Source organism: Cyanobium sp. WKJ7-Wakatipu (assembly GCF_024345355.1).
GTDB lineage: Bacteria > Cyanobacteriota > Cyanobacteriia > PCC-6307 > Cyanobiaceae > Cyanobium_A > Cyanobium_A usitatum.
Map to the genome: position 1 here is coordinate 1 of NZ_JAGQAY010000029.1, position 18,083 is coordinate 18,083.

Consider the following 18,083-nt stretch of genomic DNA (forward strand, 5'->3'; position numbering starts at 1 on the left):
GATAAGATCGAGATCTGTTGCGGCTGAATGGCTTTCGGGCACAGGGAGGAGGCAATTCCGCCGACCTCAACTCATGCTGGCAGCCCAGGCAAGCTCGCCTGTGCCAGACTTTGAATCAGCCCTGGGTTGTAGAGCACCCCGGCTGAATCGAACATTGCCAGCATCCGCTTGATGCCCTCAGCGGCAGCGGCGGCTTCTTTGCTGGCATCGTGGTTTTCCGCTTCCCATTGCTTGTGGCCGGCATAGCTCAGCCACCGCCACAGCTCATCGCGGATCAGCGCCCTGGCGGCAGTTGGGTTTGCGATCAGTGCATTGCTTTCGCATTTGCGTGGTCCGAACTCCAGCAGATAGCTCTGCACATAGTCCTTACCGTGATCGGGATGGCGCGGGTTGGCCAGGTCGTTAGTGCCCTTAGCTTCATCCCGTGCGGTTTCCAGCCCATCAATCCACAGCAGGCGGGCATTGTTGATGAAGTCGGCATTGAGACCGAAGCGAACGATGCGTCCATCGCTCTCCATTTCATCTAGCCCACACTCCCAGTCTTCGACCTTCGCGATCTGGCGCAGGTTGCCGGCGATGCCATCACTGATTTTGATTCCGCTGGGGTCATGGTCCCCGACGTAAAGGATCACGGGCTGCAGATCGTTCTCCTGTGCCCACTGGCATTCCTGAACCACTGCCAACCGGCTGTTTACATCGGCCTGCCCTTTACCGGCAAAGCGGCGGATGGCATCGGGTAGCTCTGGCTTGAACAGCTTGAGCACGTCTTTCTTTTCGCTCCACAGGATTGGGTAGTTGGTCTGGTGTTTCCAGTAGCTGCTGGGCCAGTACATCGCCGCCTGCTCCAGCGAATCCCGGAGTTGGCGGTTGATGTATTCGCGTGGTGTGGCCTCTTCGTCAAAGTTGTCGTGGCCGGTTAGCTGCCGTGTGGTGTCAGCCCCCACCAGCTCAAACGGGATGAGACCCTCCTTGCGGCGATCAGCGAGCCATTTGCTGGCCCAGGTGAAATCACCTTTCGTAATTTTGCCCTCAGATTCCAGGGCATAAAGCCAGGAGCGAGCGACAGGGGCAAAGCCAAGGCGGCGAACGTATTGGCGCATCCAAACCACAACTTCCTGCACCTGGGCGTGGAAGTGTTGGCGCCTGGCTTCACTGACCCTGCCACTGCCCATTCGTGGCAGTTCAGCGAAAGTCATGTCACCTCCTGCTGCGCCTGCCACTTGCGCAACTTGCGGATACAGGCGGCGGTGAAGACGTCGGGTCTGTCGTAATGCCACTCCCATAGGGTTTCATCAGACAGTGCCTGAAGATCGGCATGTGATGTCACACCTCTGAGCATCAGCCAGGTTTTCTGGCGGTTGGTTACTGGCGCGGCGATGGTTTCAGTCATGCCGCCCACTTCCGGTTCGGGTTGCTCGCTGCGGCCTCGTCGATCGCGTCCAGGTACGGGCTCGGGTGGTGGTAGTCCCTCCGGTAAGAGGCCATATTTTTCACCGTTTCAGGGTGAATCAGCAGGGGCATCTGCGATGGCAGCAGCAGTGTCACCCCCAGTACGTCATCGGGCCGCAGGCAGAACTGCGCCACCGTCCAGGTGTGCTCGATGACGCACCGCTCTGACAGCACCGTCATGGGCGCCACTATCTGCAGCACGGCCCATGGATGGTTAGCAACGTCGGGCATCCAAACGTCGCTGTCGTTGGGGACTGTTGGCCTGATGGATGCCCAGATGCCCGGAGGCATCTGCCGGCCACCAGGCCCGCCCAGCGCGGCAAAGCCCCCTACCTCAATGGCGGGCGATGGCGTGAAGCCATCGCGCAGTATCGAGTTCGCGTTTGTCTCGGTGGTGGTATGGAACAGAACCACGAAGCGGCCAGCCACTCCCCAGCCATCAGCAGCACCCGGCATTACCCCGCTACTGGGGACCTCATGCTCCCAAGGGTGGCCTATGAGAGTAAAACCTTGTAAGTCACGCATCACTCAGCCACCTCCAGCTCGGTGGCCAGGCCCTCGATGGTGCAACCGCTGGCAATCACCACGTTGTTGGCGTCAACCACATGGATGCCCAGGTCATTCCAGTCACCCTGGCTACGTGGGATGCACAGCCTTTCGTTGTTGCAGGCCAGCCGGCGGCGAACGCGGGCTTCCAGGGCCGAGAGGGAGAGGGCCATCACTTGATCACCTCCAGAGCCTCGGCTTCAAGCTCGATGATTTGGGCGATCAGGGTGGTTTCTGCAGCGCTTCCGATCCGGTAGGTCTCCGGCGGGTTCTTCTGCTGCCTGGCAGCAATGCTCCGCTCGATCTGTGATGCGCGAATTGCATCAACGCACCAAAGCAACTTCCGCCCTGTCGCTTTGTAGTAATGACGGCCTGCAATCAGATCACCGCGCTGCTTAAGCAGAAACAGATGGCTCTTGCTAACGGATAGCTCAGAAGAAGCTTCCACGGTTGGAAGCCAAGTGGCTTGGATGCTCATCACGCTGCCACCTGCTGAAGGGTGGCTGTGATGACAGCCTTGATCTCCCGCTTGCTGTTCGCATTCAGCGTGGTCAGATCATTGAAGGTGGCAGTCCAACGCTCATAAGACGGCCTATCTGCTCCGCGCATCCGCACAGAAGCAGGCCAGTTCTCGGTGACGAGAACGCCTTTGTACTTGAAATCGGTCATGCCCCTTGGGGGTCAAGCAGCTAGCGCAGGGCTCCCTAGCTCCCACCGCCTGCCAATACCCACCCGCTTGATCAAAGTCGTTTTCGCCCCGGGCCCTGATCAGAAGCCAAGTGATGGATGCGTCGGCGTTACCTAATCCCCTGTCAGGCACCCCACTGGCTGCACCGCCATAGGGATTTGTTGGCTGATCTCTCTGGGGGTCTGATGGAGATCAGTCGCTAGGTCGATTCGGGTGGAATCAGCTCTGCTTATCAGGACCTTACAGAAGGCCAAAAGCCTCGTCAATAGGGGGATGAGCGACACCCGCCCCAAAAGTCCTCATCACACATTCATCACACAGGGCGGACTGCCTCGACCTGTTCTTAACCTGTCCCAAGGCTGGAAAGCCTTGGGCTGCAGGGGTTTTGTCAATCGGGGCGACAGGATTCGAACCTGCGACCTAGTGCTCCCAAAACTCTCTTTTGCAGGCCTGAGAGATCGATTGCAAGGACTGGAGTCTAGGCCAAAAAGCACTGCTGCAACAGCCGTTTGGCGTGCAATGGGATGGCAGTGCAAGCCTGGCCGTGCCAACCTATGGGGGTCGATTTGCTCACATATTTGCTCACATGGGGGGGTTCTAGAGCCTCTGACACCTGGATTTCGGTGCTGCGCTCCGGCTTGCGCCTCTCCCTTGCCCAGCGAGGCACGAGCAGCGGCTGGCGCGTTTCCGATCTGCGGGGCCGTACGCGCCTCACGGTCGATGCAGCCGGCGGTCGGCATCAGGTTCTGCTGCCCATCGAATGGGCGCATGACCAGGCCGATGTCATCCGAGAGACGGTTCTGGCGATCCACTCTGCCCACATCGACGGGATACCACTTGACCGGGCCATTGCGGCTGCACTGGCCAGCGATGAGCCAGCAGCTGAACCAACAGCTGAGCAAGCGGCCGGCCCTATTGATTGGCCTGAGCTGGTTGAGCGATTCAAAGCCCGAAAGCTGAGCAGCGGCGCCATCAAACCGCGGACCTGGGAGGCCGTGTATCGGCGCCGGATGGCAGAACTGCTGGCCATCCTCGCCAGCAAGAAACCGCCCACCAATCCCCGGGAACTGCTGGAAGCCGTCACGGCGCGGTGGTCTGATCAACCTGGCTCCCGTGGCCGGCAGATGCAGGTGCAGCAGGCCGCCGCGCTGCTGCGATGGGGAGTCGATAACGGCGCTCTGCCTGTGGAGTGGGCTCCACCTCTAGATCTCGACCCTTTTGTAGGCCGCAAGCGGGAAGGGAAGACGATCACTACTCCGATCGAGGTGAGCCACATCCTGGAGTTGGTGGAGGCCATCCCGGATGCCCGCTGGCGCTTCTCGTTCCAGTTGCTGGCGGCCTACGGGCTGAGACCGGAGGAGCTGCAACACCTTCAGCTGCGCGGCGGCCGCTTGTGGTGCAACTACCGCAAGAACACCAGCAGGGGAGAGACAAAACCGAGGCCGCTGCGGCTGCTGCCCTGCGATGACTGGGCAGAAGCCTGGAACCTGTTGGAGCAGTTCAAGGCCCAGCCCCTACCGCCGATGCGCCCGGGCTTTGGCGCCGAGGATATGGGCCTGTACATGCGTAGGCGCCGTCGCTGGCAGGAGCTTCGCCAGCAGTACGAGGCAGAAGGAGAGAAACTGGTCCTCTATTCCGCCCGGCATGGCTACGCCCATCGAGCCCACCTGATCTGCGAATTGCCGCCGAAAGTCGCGGCAGCAGCCATGGGGCACAGCGTCGAAACTCACCTTGCTGCCTACAGCAAGTGGTGTGGTGATGACGTTGTTGATGACGCTTTCGAGCGGGCCGCGACACGTCTTGGCCGATGAACGTCCCAACTGCGATCCACAACGTTCAGCAGGGTGTGCGGCTAGCGGAGTTGTTCGAGTTTCCCTGGGGCTGAGCAGCTCTGCGGCCAGGCCACAGGAGCCGAAGGGAACCTATTGGGAGAGCGATAACTCCCTAAGGCAGACGTGAAGGCAACCCAGCGCTCTCTCTAGCCGGCTTCCAGCAGGAGTGATAAGTTGCTTACGAAGGCCCCAAGCGGGACTGATCGCTCCCATCCGCCATGAATCCCAAGGAGCTGCGGCTCGCCCAGATGGATGCGGTGCTTCAAGGCACCGCCAGTCATCCTCTGCCGCCACGCCCGCCAGCGGGCTGGCTGCGGGCCATCCGTGAAGCCTTGGGAATGACCTCCGCCGTGCTGGCAGACCGCCTGGAGATCACGGCTTCCGGGGTGCGAAAGCTGGAGCATGCCGAAGCAATTGACGCCATCACGCTCGGCACCCTGCGGCGGGTCGCCGAGGCCCTCGACTGCGATCTTCAGTACGCCCTGGTGCCGAGGCGGCCGCTGCGGGACATGCGGTGGAGGCAGGCCCTGCGGTTAGCTCAGCAGTGGCAGCAGCGAGCCGGTCGCACCATGGCGCTGGAGGCACAGCCGATTGGATCGCCTTCGGCCGGTACTAAGGAGCGGATCGAAGCCATGGCCGAGGAGATCCTGCGCACCAGCGGCACCCGGCTGTGGGATTGAACGACGGCCTTCCGGCCGGGGCGACATCGCTGGATGGCGAGGAGCTGGAAGGACTGCTGCCCTCTCATCTGGTGAATCGCAGCCAGCTCAACGAATGGGAGCAACAAAACATCGAGGCCGCCCTGCTCTGGCTGTCACGCCAGCGTCGGCCCCGGCCGCTGGAAGAGAGCTGGCTGCGGCGTCTGCATCGCGAAATGTTTGGCCAGAGCTGGCGTTGGGCCGGTCAGTACCGCAGCAGCGACAAGAGCATCGGTGCCGACTGGCGCCAGATCCGCATGCAGGTGCCGGCATTGCTTGCCGACATCGCCTTTCAGGTGGAGCACCAGGTGGATCCGGTGGATCTAATCGCCATCCGTTTCCATCACCGACTGGTTTCCATCCACCCCTTCCCCAATGGCAACGGCCGCCATGCGCGCCTGATCGCTGATGTCTTGATCGAGCAGCTAGGGGCACCTCGCTTCTCCTGGGGAGGCAGCAGCTCCCTGGTCGATACCTCAGGCCTGCGCCAGCAATACATCGCCGCTCTCCAGCAGGCCGACCGAGGCAACTTCAGCTCCCTACTCGCCTTTGCGCGTGCGACCTGAGCAATCGCAGCAGGGCTACGGCCGGCAGCGGCCGTCCTTCAGCGTGCCACGGCTGGGCCGTGGCCTGCATCGGCCAGCCGCCGCCGCCCTCCGCTCTGGGGCCGGCGATGTGGGGGTGGTGGGCATGGCCGCTCTCCCGCGGCTGCGGTGGCCGGGCATTCGCCCGCGTTGATGGGGAAGGGGAAGGTTCCAAGTTTCCTCGCGCGGCTGCGCGGCCGGTTGGCTATTCAGAGCTGAATCTGGTGGGGCTGCTTATCAATTGCAGATCCCTCCGATCATGGCCAGGCTTTGCATAGATCCATTGCCCTGCAGCGGTTCTGCCAGCCCATAAGTGCACTTGTACTGCTAAAATAAGGGCTGCGCCAAAGGCCCCAAGCCCATCGCCTGCGGTAATCCAATTCCCTGATCTCGCCATCACAGACGCTCTTTTATTTGCGGTGTGTTGCCCCGGTCAGTTGTCACCTCTGGCAGCTGATTCATGGATCTTTATCTCTCATCTAGCCCTGCAATAGCCCCATCCCACTCGCTTGTGATCGTGGCCGGCGGTGGCCGCGATCTGCTTTGGTTGCCCGCGCAGATCGCCGCTGTCCTTCTGGCCCGCACCAGCGGCCAGCTCGTGCATGGGCTGCTCCATGGCGGGGCCCGCGGCGCTGATCGCACCATCGGTCGCGCCGCCCATCAGCTGGGCTGGTCGGTTGAGGTGCTCCCCGCCGATTGGCGCCGTCATGGCCGCGCTGCCGGGCCAATCCGCAATCGGGAGCTACTCGAGCTGGCGATTAGCCGGGCCGATGCCCTCAGCTCCGCTGCTGCACCGGTCTCGGTGCTGGTGGTGGCGTTCCCCGGTGGCGCTGGCACCGCCTCGCTGGTGAGAGAAGCCCGCCGCTTGGCAGCCCATGCGCCAGTGCCGCTCTCTGTGGTGCAGATCAGCCACGCCCCCAGCCTCCCTTGATTCCTGGGCATTGCCCCCTCTTCCCCTATTCCCCTTTCTCCTCATTCCTGCCATGGCTGTTCTCACTCCCATCCCCGCCGCTGCCGTCACACCGCTAGCGCCTCCTTCCACGGCAGGCCCTGCCTGCTCCCTAGAGCGATCCGGTTCCCTCTGGCAGCTGGGCAGCGAGGCCCAGGAGCTCACCACCGCCATCGGGCAGCTGGCCGAGCAGCTGGAAGCTGATGATCCCGAGCAGCGGGCACTGGCCCTCGCCGAGCTGGAGGCAGCCCTACTTGCAGAAGAGGGCAATAAGGCGGCACTGGCGGCCAAAGCAGATGCCACCTGCTGGGTAATCGAGCACCTGCGCGGTCAGGCCGCCTACCGCCAGCAGCAGGCCAAGCGGCTCGCCGATCTGGCCCGTAGCGATGCCGGCCGGGCTGATGCCCTGGAGGAATCGCTGATCTTTGTCCTGACCCAGCTGCAGCCAGCGGCTACGCGCTTCTCCTTCCCTGATCACGAGCTCTCAAGCCGCAAATCCTCAGCTGTCGTGATCGACGACGAGCAGGCCCTCGATGCCGAGTGGCTCACCTTCTCCACCACAAGCAAGCCAGACAAAAACGCAATCAAAGAGGCACTCAAGGCCGGCCGCCAGATCACCGGCGCTCAGCTGCTCTCCCGCCGCTCCTGGCGCATCCACTGACCGGAGGGGGCAGAGCCCCCCGCGCATGGCCCGCTGCACTGGCGGGCCCCTTCCTTTGTTCACGACCAGTTCCCATCACCGGCGTCCCACGCGCCCAAAGCCCATGACCACTACCACCCTTGAGCGTCCAACAGCCAGCTCCAGCCAGAGCGCTGGCCCGCAGCCTTCCGCTCTGGCGTTGTTGCGTCGATCTGACGCCAGCACTTCCGTCGCCCCGCAAGACACACGCAGCTCTGCTGGAGGTTTCAGCAGGGAGCAGATCAGCGCCCTGGCCGCTCCACTGGATCGGGCCAACGTCCGCCAGAGGGAGCAGGGCCGCAGCCGCGTGAGCTATCTGGAGGGTTGGCAGGTAATCGCGGAAGCGAACCGCATCTTTGGTTTCGATGGCTGGCAGCGTCAAACCATCGTCGTCCGCTGTGTTGCCCAGGCAGAACGAACCATCGGCAGAGATCAGAAACCCGGCTGGGGCGTCACCTACACCGCCCGCGTACGCATCACCGTCACAGCCGGAGGCATGACGCCACTGGTTCGTGAGGGCACTGGCGCCGGCCATGGCATCGACGTGGACCTGGGCCAGGCCCATGAGTCCGCCATCAAGGAGGCCGAGACCGATGCGATGAAACGGGCGCTGATGACCTTTGGCAATCCGTTTGGTTTGGCGCTCTACGACAAGCAGCAAAGGGAGGTCACCAGTTCAGGCACTGCGGCCCCCAACGCCAACACCAGAAGCAGGCCAGCAGAAGCGGCTTCCCGGCAGCAGCCCCAATCACCTGCGCAGCAAGAGAAAGATCCAAGCCTTGACCCGCTCGATCCAGGCACCATCCAGCAGATCCTCGCCACCGTTCGGGGATTGCCCCGCCCTGCTCTGGAGGGGTTCACTAAGGCCTTTCGCAAGCGCTTTCAGGTGCCGGAAGAGGCCCCCTCGATCGCTGATCGGATTTGTCAGCGGCGGCACCATGACTGGATCGAGACGTTTCTGGTTCAGCACCAGGCCCAGCCAGAAACAGCCGCTATCCACCACGGCTGAGCCGATCAGGCGGGACGCGACAGGGGCAACCGTGCTAGTACATGCGTACGCATTGGCAATGATTCATGGGTGCCCCTCTCCCCCGACCCGCGGCTCTGGCCGCCAAGCTTGAAATCCCGATCGAGGAGTGGTCCTACCTCGATGAGAGAGCCCTGCAGAAGAGCCGCAGCCGGAAGGTCTGCATGACCTGCGACTGGTTTCGGCATCACGCCGGGGTGAACTGCATCCCGGTGCTCACCTGTCAGCTGCATCAGGGGCTAATCGCCCATGGCGAGCACCTCACCAGCCGCTGCCAGGGCTGGACTGATGACATGAGCCGCCAGCAGGGCTGGGCGCCGGAGGTGGCCTGAGCAGCTCTTGATGAACGTCGGAGACAAGAATCGCCCGCCCCTCTCCCCTCGGGAGTGCTGGATCAGCGATGGCCGTCAGGTGCTCCATTTCCAGCCGCAGCGCTACGACCGTTGGAGTCAGAGCCTGGAAGTGACTTTTGGAGAGGTGATGCCCGGCGGGGAGCCACCGCTGCTCAAACATCGCAGGGAGCTGATGCGAGATGAGGCGATCAAGCTCTGGGCCCAGAAGCGCAGATCGGGCTGGCAGGTCTGCGAGCCGCAGTGGACGCCGCCACCATTTCGCAGGGCCTGAGCTGCTGCAGGCCACAAAGCAATCCCACCTTGCTCCGATCTGCAGCCAGATGCAATGCGTTTAAAAGCTGATTGTGCTGAGCAGCTAGCGCAGCGATGCTGTGTTCATCAACCCAGGAGGCGCCCAACATGGACGACACGCCACCCCGCCAGGTTCAAGAAGCACGCTGACTACAGGCTCCTGCTCCAACAGTCTTTATCTATCCGTAGGCGGGTCGTTCAGCCGGGCAAGAGAGCAGCATTCCCCAGTGCCGCTCACCTTGTGCGCCTGACTGATCGACACTCCAGCCGCACCGCTACAGGTGCCCTCAGGAGGACCATCCGCCCCACACCTGGAATGCATGGCCCCAGGTTCCAACGTCAGCAGCTTCGCAAGCCCATTCCACGCTCCAGCGTGTGAGGACACGACGACCCCCGGGGCAAACCTCAGGGTTTTTGTTTTGTATGTGCAGATTGCGGGCTAAAGCGCGCTCAGTAGTAGCGGCCGGGATATTCGCCAGGGTGGTCGATCCGGCTGATGCGGATCCCAGAAGCCGACTGGCCATGGAAGCGCAGGATGTCGCTGCCAGAGACCAGAAAGCCCCGCTCTTGGGCCAGCAGCGACACCTCATCAGCGGTGAGGGCATCAGCCATCATTTGCCGCAGGGCTGGATCAGCCTTCACCTGGGCCAGAAACCGCAGTAGCTCGCTCTGGGGCACGGCAGCTCAGCAAGATCTGCAACATAGAACTGCTGGCAGGACAGATTTCAACGGCTTTTGACGCAGTAGCCGCCTGATGAATACCAACCCAGCGGGCATCCCTTGCCGCTCTTCTGGATCGCTTCCCGCTCGTTACTAGGGCTGCTGAGGCAGTAGTTGCCAGAGGAATAGAAACCCAGCGGGCAGCCAGCACCACTTTTCTCAATGGCGCCGCGGGAGTTACCACCAGAGCTGGGCACGCAGTAGCCGCCTGAGCTGTAGTAACCAAGCGGGCAGTCTCCAACCTTGGGCAGAGGTTGCACTGGCTGCTGGGCTAGAGCACTTCCTGCCGCCAAAGCTGCAATCGCGCAGGCAAGCAGCAGAGGATTGCGGCCCAGCATCTTTTGAGGCATAGATACAGATTGGCTCGGATCAGCCAGCTGCAACTAAGTCATGCAGGAACAGCATGAAAAGGCTGCCGGTGCAAACTCCGGCAATGGCTAGAAAGTTTCTGCTGGGTGTGGTGGCATTGGCGGTCTTCGCCTGGCCAGCTGGAGTAGTCGCTCAGGGCGTCAAGGCCACCGTGCTCTCCATCGGAGATGGAGACACCATCCGCGTGCGTCAGGCGGGCAAGGCCCTCACCGTGCGGCTGGCCTGCATCGATGCCCCCGAGACGGCCCAAAGCCCATACGGCCAGCAGGCCCGCACGTATTTGCAGCAGCGCCTACCGATCGGCAGGGAAGTAAGCCTCAACATCAAAACCACCGATCGCTACGGCCGCTCAGTTGCCGAGGTTTTCAGCGGCGTGAACATAAACCTGGCGCTGGTGGAAGACGGCCAGGCCTTTGCCTACCGCCAGTACCTGAGCGGCTGCGATGCCAAGGAATACCTGGACGCGGAATACCGTGCCGGCCGGCGCCGGTACGGGGTCTGGCAGGTGCCGGGCGGCATCACCCGGCCGTGGGACTTCCGCCGCGCTCGCCGCTCAGCGGTAATCCCTGATGGCACAACCCCAGGCGGCCGCCGTTACCGCTGCAGCGAAAGCAGCTCCTATGCCAAAGCCCAGGAGCTGCTGCGCCAGGGGCACAGCTATCTCGATGGCAATGGCGATGGGGAAGCCTGCGCTTCTCTGCGATAAGCAGCGATCCAAAGTGCCAACCCAAATGGAATCATCTGTATATAAAACGTTATGCCTATGCGGTGTTGGCATTGATTCAGCAGTTATCAGCATTTTGCGGCACTTGAGGTTCTAGATGGGAGTCATTCAGCTGCTGATCATGCACTCCTCCATCTATCGACTTGCGGCCAGCACTGCTGCAGCAGCAGCAATCGGACTCTCGGCTACGCCTGGTGTGGCCGCGGTATATCAAGCCCTCTGCACCGGCGGCTCGGAATGCACCGTCACCCTGGCCAATGGTCAGATCGGTACCCCTGGACTTGTCATCAAGAAAGAGCAGGTTCTCTCTTGGTCGCAGGGTGGCTCAGGAAGCAAGACTGATGTGGGCATGGGCGTTGCTGGCGTTGTGCTCTTTGGCATACCAGGCCTGATCGGCTTTGCTGCCAAAAAACACGACTACACCTTCTCGATCAACTACGTCGATGAAGCCGGCAATATTCAGGCGACGGCAGTTGGCTTCAAGAACAATGTCCCAGCCAATCAGTTCATGATGGAAATGATGGGTATGACAGGGCTGAGCATCGGGGAGGTCAACAAGGATCTCCAGGGGCGAATTGATCAGATCAAAGCAGAGTCAGCCGAGAAGGCACGCATTGCGTCACTGGACTGCGCCCGTACACTCAAAACCTATAGCTGCAGCTGGGATGCCTACGTAGTTGCCAATCCAGCTGTCCAAATCTGGGCAAACAAATACCCCTCAATGGTTTCAGCAGAGAAGGCGCGGCTTAGAGCAATCGATTGATCCCGTGGAGCGGCCTGTACGCATCAAACACATCAGGACTGGACAGTGGTGATCTGGCTGGTATCTTCCTAGAGGGGATATTGTTTTTCACTTATGTTTACCGGTCCTGAACTGCTCGCCAAGGTCAAGGAACTGGGCGATGTCTCCAAGTCAGAGCTCGTGCGTGAGTGCGGCTATGTGAGCAACAAGAAAGACGGCAGCGAACGCCTCAACTTCACTGCGTTCTATGAGGCCTTGCTGGGCGCTAAGGGTGTGAGCCTCGGCGCCAATAACGCCGGCCGGGGCAAAGGTGGACGCAGCCTTAGCTATGTCGCAACTGTTCAGGGGAACGGCAACCTACTGGTGGGCAAGGCCTACACCGCCGTGCTCGACCTACTTCCCGGCGATGAGTTCGAAATCAAGCTCGGAAAGAAGCAGATCCGCCTAGTGCCCGTGGGCGGTAGCGATGACGAGGAGTGATCAATCATCTGCCTGTTGCTGTTGCGGGCAAGCGAGTCCACCTACAAACGAGGGGTGATTCAGCCAGGCCAGCGCGAGCAGACTGCCTGTGACAGCATGTCCTTCTTGCAGGGCAACGATGCTCCGGGTGGTTCAAGGCTGTGTCTGAACTGGATGGGCTGCCGCAGCAGGAATGGCTGACGCTCACCCTGATCCAGGCTCTTGACGCTCTGCGCGATGGGCTACGTCCCTTCGTGGTGCAAGTGCTTGAGGAGAAGGAAGGCCCTCACTGGTTCAATCACCCTCGGGTGCAGCGCATGCTGCCAGCGCCACCAGATCTGGAAGGGGAAGGCCAATGCGCAACAGAACCCCCAGCGCTGGACCTGGCTCTGCTGCTCAAGCTGATCGGCTCCGACTGCTATTGGTATCGCACCTTCCGGCCGCGACTTCCTGGCATCAGTCGCTGGCAGATCGACAGCCTGCGGGAACTGCGCAATCGCGTTGCCCACAACGACGGTTCTGATCCCCTATTCATCAGGGCCGCACTGCTGCTTCCTTACCTCAACACCATGGAGCAGGTGCTGCAGGTGGTTGGCGGTGATCAGCTGGATGCCATTGCCAGGCTGCGGGCGGGCCTGGAACGCAGACGACGACAGCTCTTTCGTGCCATCGCCCTGGGCCGCAGCCGCTGGTCGTTCCCTTTTTGGGTTGCCATAGCAGCGGTTTCGGGAGGGTGTCTCTGGCTTTTTGACTATCTGGGCTCCCCCCACGTGGATCAGCGCACAGTTGTGATCGGCACGCCCGACCGGCGACTGGAGCGCTACCTGCCTCTGGAACAACATCTGGAGAGCCGTCTACGTCCAGCACAATTCCTCCGTGCTCTACGTGGCGAGAAGATCGATGTTCGGATTGAGGGGGCACGCTCCTATCCGGAGGCCGTCGCCCATCTCAGAGCGCGGCGCTGGGATGTATTGCTCGGCTTCTCACCAGTGGTGTCGATGGAGGCTGTTCAGGCGGGGTATCGCCCGATCGGTCGCATGTTTCCCCAGGACCCCGAGTATCGCGCCATCCTGTTTACACGTCAGAACTCACCGCTGCGCGATCTACAGGACATCAACGCAGCAACTCATTTGGCACTTGGTGATTTCTTCTCTGCCACCAAGTACTACGTACCGATGAGCATGTTGCGTGGCCGGAGCGCTCGCATCACATTAAATCTATCGACTGCTGAAATTGCCGACCAAGTCCGCAGTGGTAGCGCTGATGTGGGGGCTATGGCTGGCAACCCACTGCGTTTTGAAAAGCTCAACCCTGGCCTAAAGATCCTGGCCAGCAGCCCGCCGCTTCCTCAGTCGATTGTGGCTCTCTCCCCCAGTCTTTCGGATCTTGATCGTGATCCGCTGCAGCGGGCCCTGCTAAACGCTCCGCCCTCTGTCCGTGGAAAGTCCGCGGCCAATTTCGGGCCTGGCGCAGCACCCGACTATCGACTCTTTGCCAGACAAGTGGCAGAGGGCAAGGCCTTCAGCTCATGCCTGAGCAATCAAGCATCAGAAATCAAGCTCCATTGCCCAGCCACAGATCGCGTCAACCTGGTTGAGGGGTGGGTCAATGACATCCAGTCTGACGGCGATCGCGTGCGCATTCGACTGTTGAGCGCAGACCGGCAGTCTTTTGATCTTTTGATTCAGCGTGCGCTGTTGGATCAGATCGCGGTGTTCTCTGTGCTCAACGATCTTCGCGGCCGACTCTTGAAAGTGATGGCTCTTCAGCATCTGTGGGACAACCAACCTGTTGTGCTCGAAACCCCGCACCAGCTGGAGATCAGTCCTTGAGCTTGCTCTAGCTCATCCTTGCTGATTAATCCGGCCTGCGGCGCTACTGAAACTGCAGACCAGTGGCAGCGATGTCATGGCTGCGATTGGCAGCAATCGCTTCTTGGTGCACGAAGACAATTAGGTACGCGCCCGCCTAGGTAGTTAACACCGGGGATTGGAGGCTCTCAGCCAACAACTCGTCCCAATAGGGATGCTTTGAAACCGGCCGCTCTTAGCCCATCCACTCCCTCGCCCCTGACACCAAAGCAGCCAGGAGCAACGCCGCAAAAACAAGCCAGAACAGCGGAAATACCAACGACACAAGGAAGGAAATTCCGATCCAGAGAGCCAACCCGCCGGAGGCCTGTTTGGTGTCCTGAGCCCGTGAGCGGTCAGATCCCTCCTTGAGCAGCTTTTCGAAACTGTCGGGTCTCTTAGCCGGATCACTCATGGCTGCACGATTTCTCGCTTGAGGTTGTAATAGTGGAACGTCACACCATTGGGTGTGTTGTCCTGATTGACAACATGACTCACAAGCTCCCAGCCGTCCTGGCCAAGCGCAGAAAACATCTCAGGCAGAGTTGGAACGTTGGTGGAGCTCCCCCATCCCTTCACCCGCTGTCCGTCGATATCCAGCAGGTTGATTTCCTGAGTGATCCCTCTACCTTTGTAATCAAGCCTGATGTGCTTGTACTCAAACTTCTTCATGATGTGCGAAGCAGGGTGATGACTGCAAACCCGCTGAGGGCAGAACCAGTGATGGGCTGATGCTGCTCAACGAATAGCTTGTGCATCATTAAACGATATCACGGAAAGTGGAGATTTTCCTGCTTCGCTATAGCCATGCCAGATCCGCATGAATTGGTATCAACTAACCGGGAGCTATGTCCTGCGGAGGCGATTCACAAAGCCGTCTGTCACTGCGATCCTTGGGGGCTGGGGTGGTGTGGGCTGCCCAACATTGGCCGCCATAGCGTCGTGGCAGCGCTGCACCAGCTCCTGCCGGAGAACATCAGGGCTTTCGATACGGATGCCGCCGCCAAAGGCAAATAACCAGCTGCGCAGATCGATGTCGGCCGCCACGGTCCAGCTGGGCAGATCCAGTTCCACCGGGTAGGGGTGGCTGTCGCTGGAGCGGCCAGGTTCGAGCACATGCGGCGCCTTTGGATGGTGCCACCAGCTATCGCCAGGCAGCGGGTTGGAGAAGCGGGTGTGCTCGATCGGGTAGCGCTGCAGCCCCTCGCGAATGAAGGCAAACGCCCAGGGGGCGCAGCAGAAGCGCAGGGTGGTGAGCGCCTGGCTACGGCGCTGGGCCGACGGGCTGGCAATCGCCAGCTGCTGCTCCAGATCAGCACCGAAATAGATGCCGCCGCTGTGGTGCAGCAAGCGCTCGAGCCTTGCCAGGGCGGCGGAATGTTCCTCGTTGCTGCGGCGCACGCCACCATCGCTGGTGCGCAGGGCGAGACGGTCTAGCCGCTCGCTGCGGATCAGTCCCTGCTCATGGCCCACTTGATCTTCCTCGTAGAGGAGATACCAGCCGACGTTGTGGAAGATCAGCTGCAGCGGCCACACCCTCAGCGCGCCATCGGGGCTATCGGCAAAGCTGCCCACTCCTGGGTAGCGCTCAAGCAGCACCCGCCTGTGCTCAACGATTGCAGCCTCAATGGCTTCTGCCCGCCTAGGTGCTGCCAGCGAATCGCGGCGCACCAACTTGGTGTCGACCACCGCATGGCGGGCGTAGCTGCGCACTGGCGCCAAGCCATTGGCGCTGATGCCTGCCCAGCCCAGTCGCTCATCAAGCTCGGCCAGGAGGTTTTGAGCAGAAGGGTCGGCCAGGCGGCCGGCGCTCTGGCGCAGCACGTTGTGCAGCTCCTGCAACCGCGCCGCAGGCAGCACAGCGGTGCCCAGGCAGTAGCCGTGGCGCACGTTGTCATTGCGATTGCGGAAGCCGTAGGGGGTAAGGATCTTTTCGAGGTCCTTACGCAGCGTTGCCGTTTCACCGCTCAGGTAGGCACCAGGGATGAGCTCGGTGGCGGCAATCAGGTGCTGGTGCAGGTTGGCGCCGCGCTCCGCCGGCCGATCAAAGGGCTGCTGCAGCAGATGACGCAGCAGGGTCATCACCCGCATAAATACCGGCCCATCGCCCATGGGCGGCAGCCCGCCATGGCTTTCACCACTAGCAGCATTACCCCGCTTGCGCTGGGGAACCTCTGCCAGCTGGATTGGCGCAGACACCGGCACGGCGCTGCAGAAGCCATTGGCTTCCAGCCAGCTCAAATCACTGCGAATCGCAGTGGCATCAGCAAAACACTGGCCATGCAACTGGCCTAGAAACGCCGCAGCACGAGCGGCCAGATCTCCCTCTGGCAGAGGCGAGAGAATCTCCTCCAGCGCCTCGGTGCTGGCTGGATCGGTGGCGGCTAGATCGGGCCAGCTGCTCAGCAGTTTGATCAGATACAGCAGCCGCTCGAGATCCAGCAGCCGCGAGTAGCCGTGGCGCTGCAGCTTGCGCTCACGGTTGGTGGCAGAGCGGATGCGCTTATCAAGCCCGGCAAGTTCGGCCTGCAGCACCGGCGTCAGCTCGCCGTGATGGGTAGGAACTACCGCGCAGATCGCCGCAAAACCCTCCGCCCGGCATGGCCCGAAGTGCGGATCAGCAAGAGCAGCTGCCATCTCCTGAATCACCGGCACCGGTACGGCCCGCTGGCGCCGGTTGTTCCACTCCAGCGAGGTGGGCAGGTCTGTGTAGAGCCACCAGCCGATCCACTCCACTGGAGCCGGCAGCGGCAGTGCCTGGGTGATGGCCAGGCGCCAGGCGCGGCGGGCATGGGTGGCATCAACAATCACCGGAGTGCCAGCGGCCACGGCCTCTTGAATGCGCTGGTGCAGCCGCTGCTGGATATCCACCCAGGGGCCCTGCACTGCTGCATCACCAAAGACCTCAGCGCGAATCACATCGGTGGAGAGCAGCAGCGCAGGGGCCTCACCGGGTCCAGTGAGCAGGGGCGCCAAGGCTTTTGCCAGCGTGGTTTTGCCGCTGGCTGGCTGGCCGATCAGCAGGTGGCAGCGCAGGGTCGCCATCGCGGCAGAGGCAACAAGAGCTTCCACTATTTCGCACGAAAAACACTCTTGCGAGGGTCCTGCGGGCTGACGCTGCATTCAGCAACAACTTCTGCCTCCCTTGGCCCACTCCTGCAGCAGCAGCGCCCGCTCCACGCCACGGCGCGCTGAGAACTCCTACGCGCCGCCAACGCCCTTAGAAGACCTGCACATCCTCGACTTCCTCGAGCTGGCTGGTTCCCAGGCCAAGGCAGGTGCAGCACTAGCGATGCATCAATCGACGGTGTGCCGCAGCGTGCAGTTGATGCAGCAGCAGTTCCAGTTGCTGCCGCACCGGGGATCACCTATCTACCGTCACGGCCACAACACCTGCCTGGGGTACCTGCGGCTTGCCTACAGGGAGCACCGGCTGATGGCTGGCCTGATACGCCTCGGTACGGACCTGCTGCACCAAAGCCTTTTGCATGGCATGTCGGACGTGCAGCTGGTGCCGCCCCGCTTTCGCAGCGCCGAGCATTGGGCTGAGCTGGTGAGCCATGGCCTGCTTGATGGCGCAATCATTAGCTCCTTCTGCCTGGAGCAGCAGCTGCAGTCAGGTCAATCGCCAAAATGGGACGGGCTAACCGCCATGCCGCTGGGGCAGCTGGCCTTGCAGCTGGTGGCCACAACTACTGAGGCAAAGCAGGTGTTGCTGCCGCGCCGGTGTGCGCTGCCGCTGCTGCATCAAGCCCTGGAGTGGCACGGCCTTGGAGTGGCGCAGCAGCCAGAGGCCTGCCAGGAGCCTGCTGCCTGGCTGAAGCGGGCTAGGGACCGCAAGCTGGCGATGCCGATCTGCGCTGACTTGCTCGGGCCTGGCTGGCTAGAAGCCAATGCTCTGGTGCCGCTGGCAGCGCAGCCACCATTGATCGAGCAGCTATGGCTGCTGCTGCCCCGCGGTGCAGCGCATAGCAAGGCAGCACGGCTTTGCCTGCGGCTGCTAAGGGTGCGGATCAATCGGGCTCAAACAATGCAGGATCTGCATTAAATGCCAGTGCTGATCGGCGTTTCTGAGGTGACGAGTTGGCTGGCATTTGCGGCAAAGCACAGCAGACTGGCGACA

At 61.5% G+C, this 18,083-nt stretch carries 25 protein-coding genes; 14 read left to right on the forward strand and 11 right to left on the reverse strand.

Annotation, left to right across the window (positions count from 1 at the left end; translation table 11 throughout):
• Positions 1-71: 71 nt before the first annotated feature.
• From KBY83_RS12730 to KBY83_RS12755, 6 genes are all read right to left on the reverse strand, one after another.
• A complete protein-coding gene (locus KBY83_RS12730) occupies positions 72-1,196 on the reverse strand; it encodes a hypothetical protein (protein WP_255019889.1) in 1,125 nt (374 codons plus the stop codon).
• On the reverse strand, positions 1,193-1,390 hold the full coding sequence (locus tag KBY83_RS12735) for a hypothetical protein (RefSeq protein WP_255019890.1): 198 nt from the start codon (positions 1,388-1,390) through the stop codon (positions 1,193-1,195). Before KBY83_RS12735 ends, KBY83_RS12730 begins: the two co-directional genes overlap by 4 nt.
• Complete coding sequence (locus tag KBY83_RS12740; RefSeq protein WP_255019891.1) at positions 1,387-1,878, reverse strand: hypothetical protein; 492 nt, start codon at positions 1,876-1,878, stop codon at positions 1,387-1,389. Before KBY83_RS12740 ends, KBY83_RS12735 begins: the two co-directional genes overlap by 4 nt.
• A gap of 95 nt (positions 1,879-1,973) precedes the next feature.
• Positions 1,974-2,168, reverse strand: a complete 195-nt coding sequence (locus KBY83_RS12745; RefSeq protein ID WP_255019892.1) for a hypothetical protein — start codon at positions 2,166-2,168, stop codon at positions 1,974-1,976.
• Entirely contained in the window at positions 2,168-2,443 is a 276-nt protein-coding gene (locus KBY83_RS12750) for a hypothetical protein (protein WP_255019893.1), read from the reverse strand. The genes KBY83_RS12745 and KBY83_RS12750 overlap by 1 nt, the downstream gene beginning before the upstream one ends.
• Before the next feature lie 29 nt (positions 2,444-2,472).
• Positions 2,473-2,664 (reverse strand): hypothetical protein, encoded by a 192-nt coding sequence (locus KBY83_RS12755; protein ID WP_255019894.1) that lies wholly within the window; start codon positions 2,662-2,664, stop codon positions 2,473-2,475.
• A 642-nt stretch (positions 2,665-3,306) separates the two neighbouring features.
• On the opposite strand from KBY83_RS12755, the gene KBY83_RS12760 reads away from it, so the two are divergent.
• The 9 genes from KBY83_RS12760 to KBY83_RS12800 all read left to right on the forward strand — a co-directional run bounded on the left by KBY83_RS12760 (position 3,307) and on the right by KBY83_RS12800 (position 9,076).
• Positions 3,307-4,494 carry a hypothetical protein gene (locus KBY83_RS12760; RefSeq protein WP_255019895.1) on the forward strand — a complete coding sequence of 396 codons (1,188 nt, stop codon included), beginning with the start codon at positions 3,307-3,309 and terminating at the stop codon, positions 4,492-4,494.
• Positions 4,495-4,733: 239 nt separating this feature from the next.
• Positions 4,734-5,195: a mobile mystery protein A gene (locus tag KBY83_RS12765; RefSeq protein ID WP_255019897.1), complete on the forward strand. Its 462-nt coding sequence runs from the start codon at positions 4,734-4,736 to the stop codon at positions 5,193-5,195.
• Positions 5,192-5,779, forward strand: coding sequence for a mobile mystery protein B (locus KBY83_RS12770; RefSeq protein ID WP_255019898.1), 588 nt, complete (start codon positions 5,192-5,194; stop codon positions 5,777-5,779). Before KBY83_RS12765 ends, KBY83_RS12770 begins: the two co-directional genes overlap by 4 nt.
• Positions 5,769-5,951, forward strand: coding sequence for a hypothetical protein (locus KBY83_RS12775; protein WP_255019900.1), 183 nt, complete (start codon positions 5,769-5,771; stop codon positions 5,949-5,951). Before KBY83_RS12770 ends, KBY83_RS12775 begins: the two co-directional genes overlap by 11 nt.
• Positions 5,952-6,257: 306 nt before the next feature.
• Positions 6,258-6,728: an SLOG family protein gene (locus KBY83_RS12780; protein WP_255019902.1), complete on the forward strand. Its 471-nt coding sequence runs from the start codon at positions 6,258-6,260 to the stop codon at positions 6,726-6,728.
• Between the two features lie 52 nt (positions 6,729-6,780).
• Positions 6,781-7,407 carry a siphovirus Gp157 family protein gene (locus KBY83_RS12785; protein ID WP_255019903.1) on the forward strand — a complete coding sequence of 209 codons (627 nt, stop codon included), beginning with the start codon at positions 6,781-6,783 and terminating at the stop codon, positions 7,405-7,407.
• Between the two features lie 103 nt (positions 7,408-7,510).
• On the forward strand, positions 7,511-8,434 hold the full coding sequence (locus tag KBY83_RS12790; protein WP_255019905.1) for an RAD52 family DNA repair protein: 924 nt from the start codon (positions 7,511-7,513) through the stop codon (positions 8,432-8,434).
• 65 nt (positions 8,435-8,499) lie between these two features.
• Positions 8,500-8,784, forward strand: a complete 285-nt coding sequence (locus tag KBY83_RS12795; protein WP_255019906.1) for a galactose oxidase — start codon at positions 8,500-8,502, stop codon at positions 8,782-8,784.
• A 10-nt stretch (positions 8,785-8,794) separates the two neighbouring features.
• The gene (locus KBY83_RS12800; protein ID WP_255019908.1) at positions 8,795-9,076 is read left to right on the forward strand and encodes a DUF1651 domain-containing protein; all 282 of its coding nucleotides are present in this window, start codon (positions 8,795-8,797) and stop codon (positions 9,074-9,076) included.
• 470 nt (positions 9,077-9,546) lie between these two features.
• Here the strand turns inward: KBY83_RS12800 and KBY83_RS12805 are convergent, their stop codons facing one another.
• Both KBY83_RS12805 and KBY83_RS12810 read right to left on the reverse strand, forming a co-directional pair.
• A complete protein-coding gene (locus tag KBY83_RS12805; RefSeq protein WP_254937253.1) occupies positions 9,547-9,774 on the reverse strand; it encodes a Nif11-like leader peptide family natural product precursor in 228 nt (75 codons plus the stop codon).
• Positions 9,775-9,821: 47 nt separating this feature from the next.
• Positions 9,822-10,166, reverse strand: coding sequence for a hypothetical protein (locus KBY83_RS12810; protein ID WP_255019909.1), 345 nt, complete (start codon positions 10,164-10,166; stop codon positions 9,822-9,824).
• An 83-nt stretch (positions 10,167-10,249) separates the two neighbouring features.
• On the opposite strand from KBY83_RS12810, the gene KBY83_RS12815 reads away from it, so the two are divergent.
• The 4 genes from KBY83_RS12815 (at position 10,250) to KBY83_RS12830 (ending at position 13,942) form a co-directional block, all read left to right on the forward strand.
• A complete protein-coding gene (locus tag KBY83_RS12815) occupies positions 10,250-10,891 on the forward strand; it encodes a thermonuclease family protein (RefSeq protein WP_255019910.1) in 642 nt (213 codons plus the stop codon).
• A 139-nt stretch (positions 10,892-11,030) separates the two neighbouring features.
• Positions 11,031-11,672 carry a hypothetical protein gene (locus tag KBY83_RS12820; protein WP_255019911.1) on the forward strand — a complete coding sequence of 214 codons (642 nt, stop codon included), beginning with the start codon at positions 11,031-11,033 and terminating at the stop codon, positions 11,670-11,672.
• Positions 11,673-11,765: 93 nt separating this feature from the next.
• Complete coding sequence (locus KBY83_RS12825; protein ID WP_255019912.1) at positions 11,766-12,131, forward strand: AbrB family transcriptional regulator; 366 nt, start codon at positions 11,766-11,768, stop codon at positions 12,129-12,131.
• Between the two features lie 140 nt (positions 12,132-12,271).
• On the forward strand, positions 12,272-13,942 hold the full coding sequence (locus KBY83_RS12830; RefSeq protein WP_255019914.1) for a PhnD/SsuA/transferrin family substrate-binding protein: 1,671 nt from the start codon (positions 12,272-12,274) through the stop codon (positions 13,940-13,942).
• A 214-nt stretch (positions 13,943-14,156) separates the two neighbouring features.
• On the opposite strand, the gene KBY83_RS12835 is transcribed toward KBY83_RS12830, so the two are convergent.
• The 3 genes from KBY83_RS12835 to KBY83_RS12845 form a co-directional block, all read right to left on the reverse strand.
• Complete coding sequence (locus KBY83_RS12835; protein WP_255019915.1) at positions 14,157-14,375, reverse strand: hypothetical protein; 219 nt, start codon at positions 14,373-14,375, stop codon at positions 14,157-14,159.
• Complete coding sequence (locus tag KBY83_RS12840; protein ID WP_255019916.1) at positions 14,372-14,632, reverse strand: hypothetical protein; 261 nt, start codon at positions 14,630-14,632, stop codon at positions 14,372-14,374. The genes KBY83_RS12835 and KBY83_RS12840 overlap by 4 nt, the downstream gene beginning before the upstream one ends.
• Positions 14,633-14,806: 174 nt before the next feature.
• A complete protein-coding gene (locus tag KBY83_RS12845) occupies positions 14,807-17,005 on the reverse strand; it encodes an AAA family ATPase (protein ID WP_255019918.1) in 2,199 nt (732 codons plus the stop codon).
• A gap of 100 nt (positions 17,006-17,105) precedes the next feature.
• Between KBY83_RS12845 and KBY83_RS12850 the strand changes: the two genes are divergently transcribed.
• Entirely contained in the window at positions 17,106-18,008 is a 903-nt protein-coding gene (locus KBY83_RS12850) for a hypothetical protein (protein ID WP_255019919.1), read from the forward strand.
• The last annotated feature ends 75 nt before the right edge of the window (positions 18,009-18,083 follow it).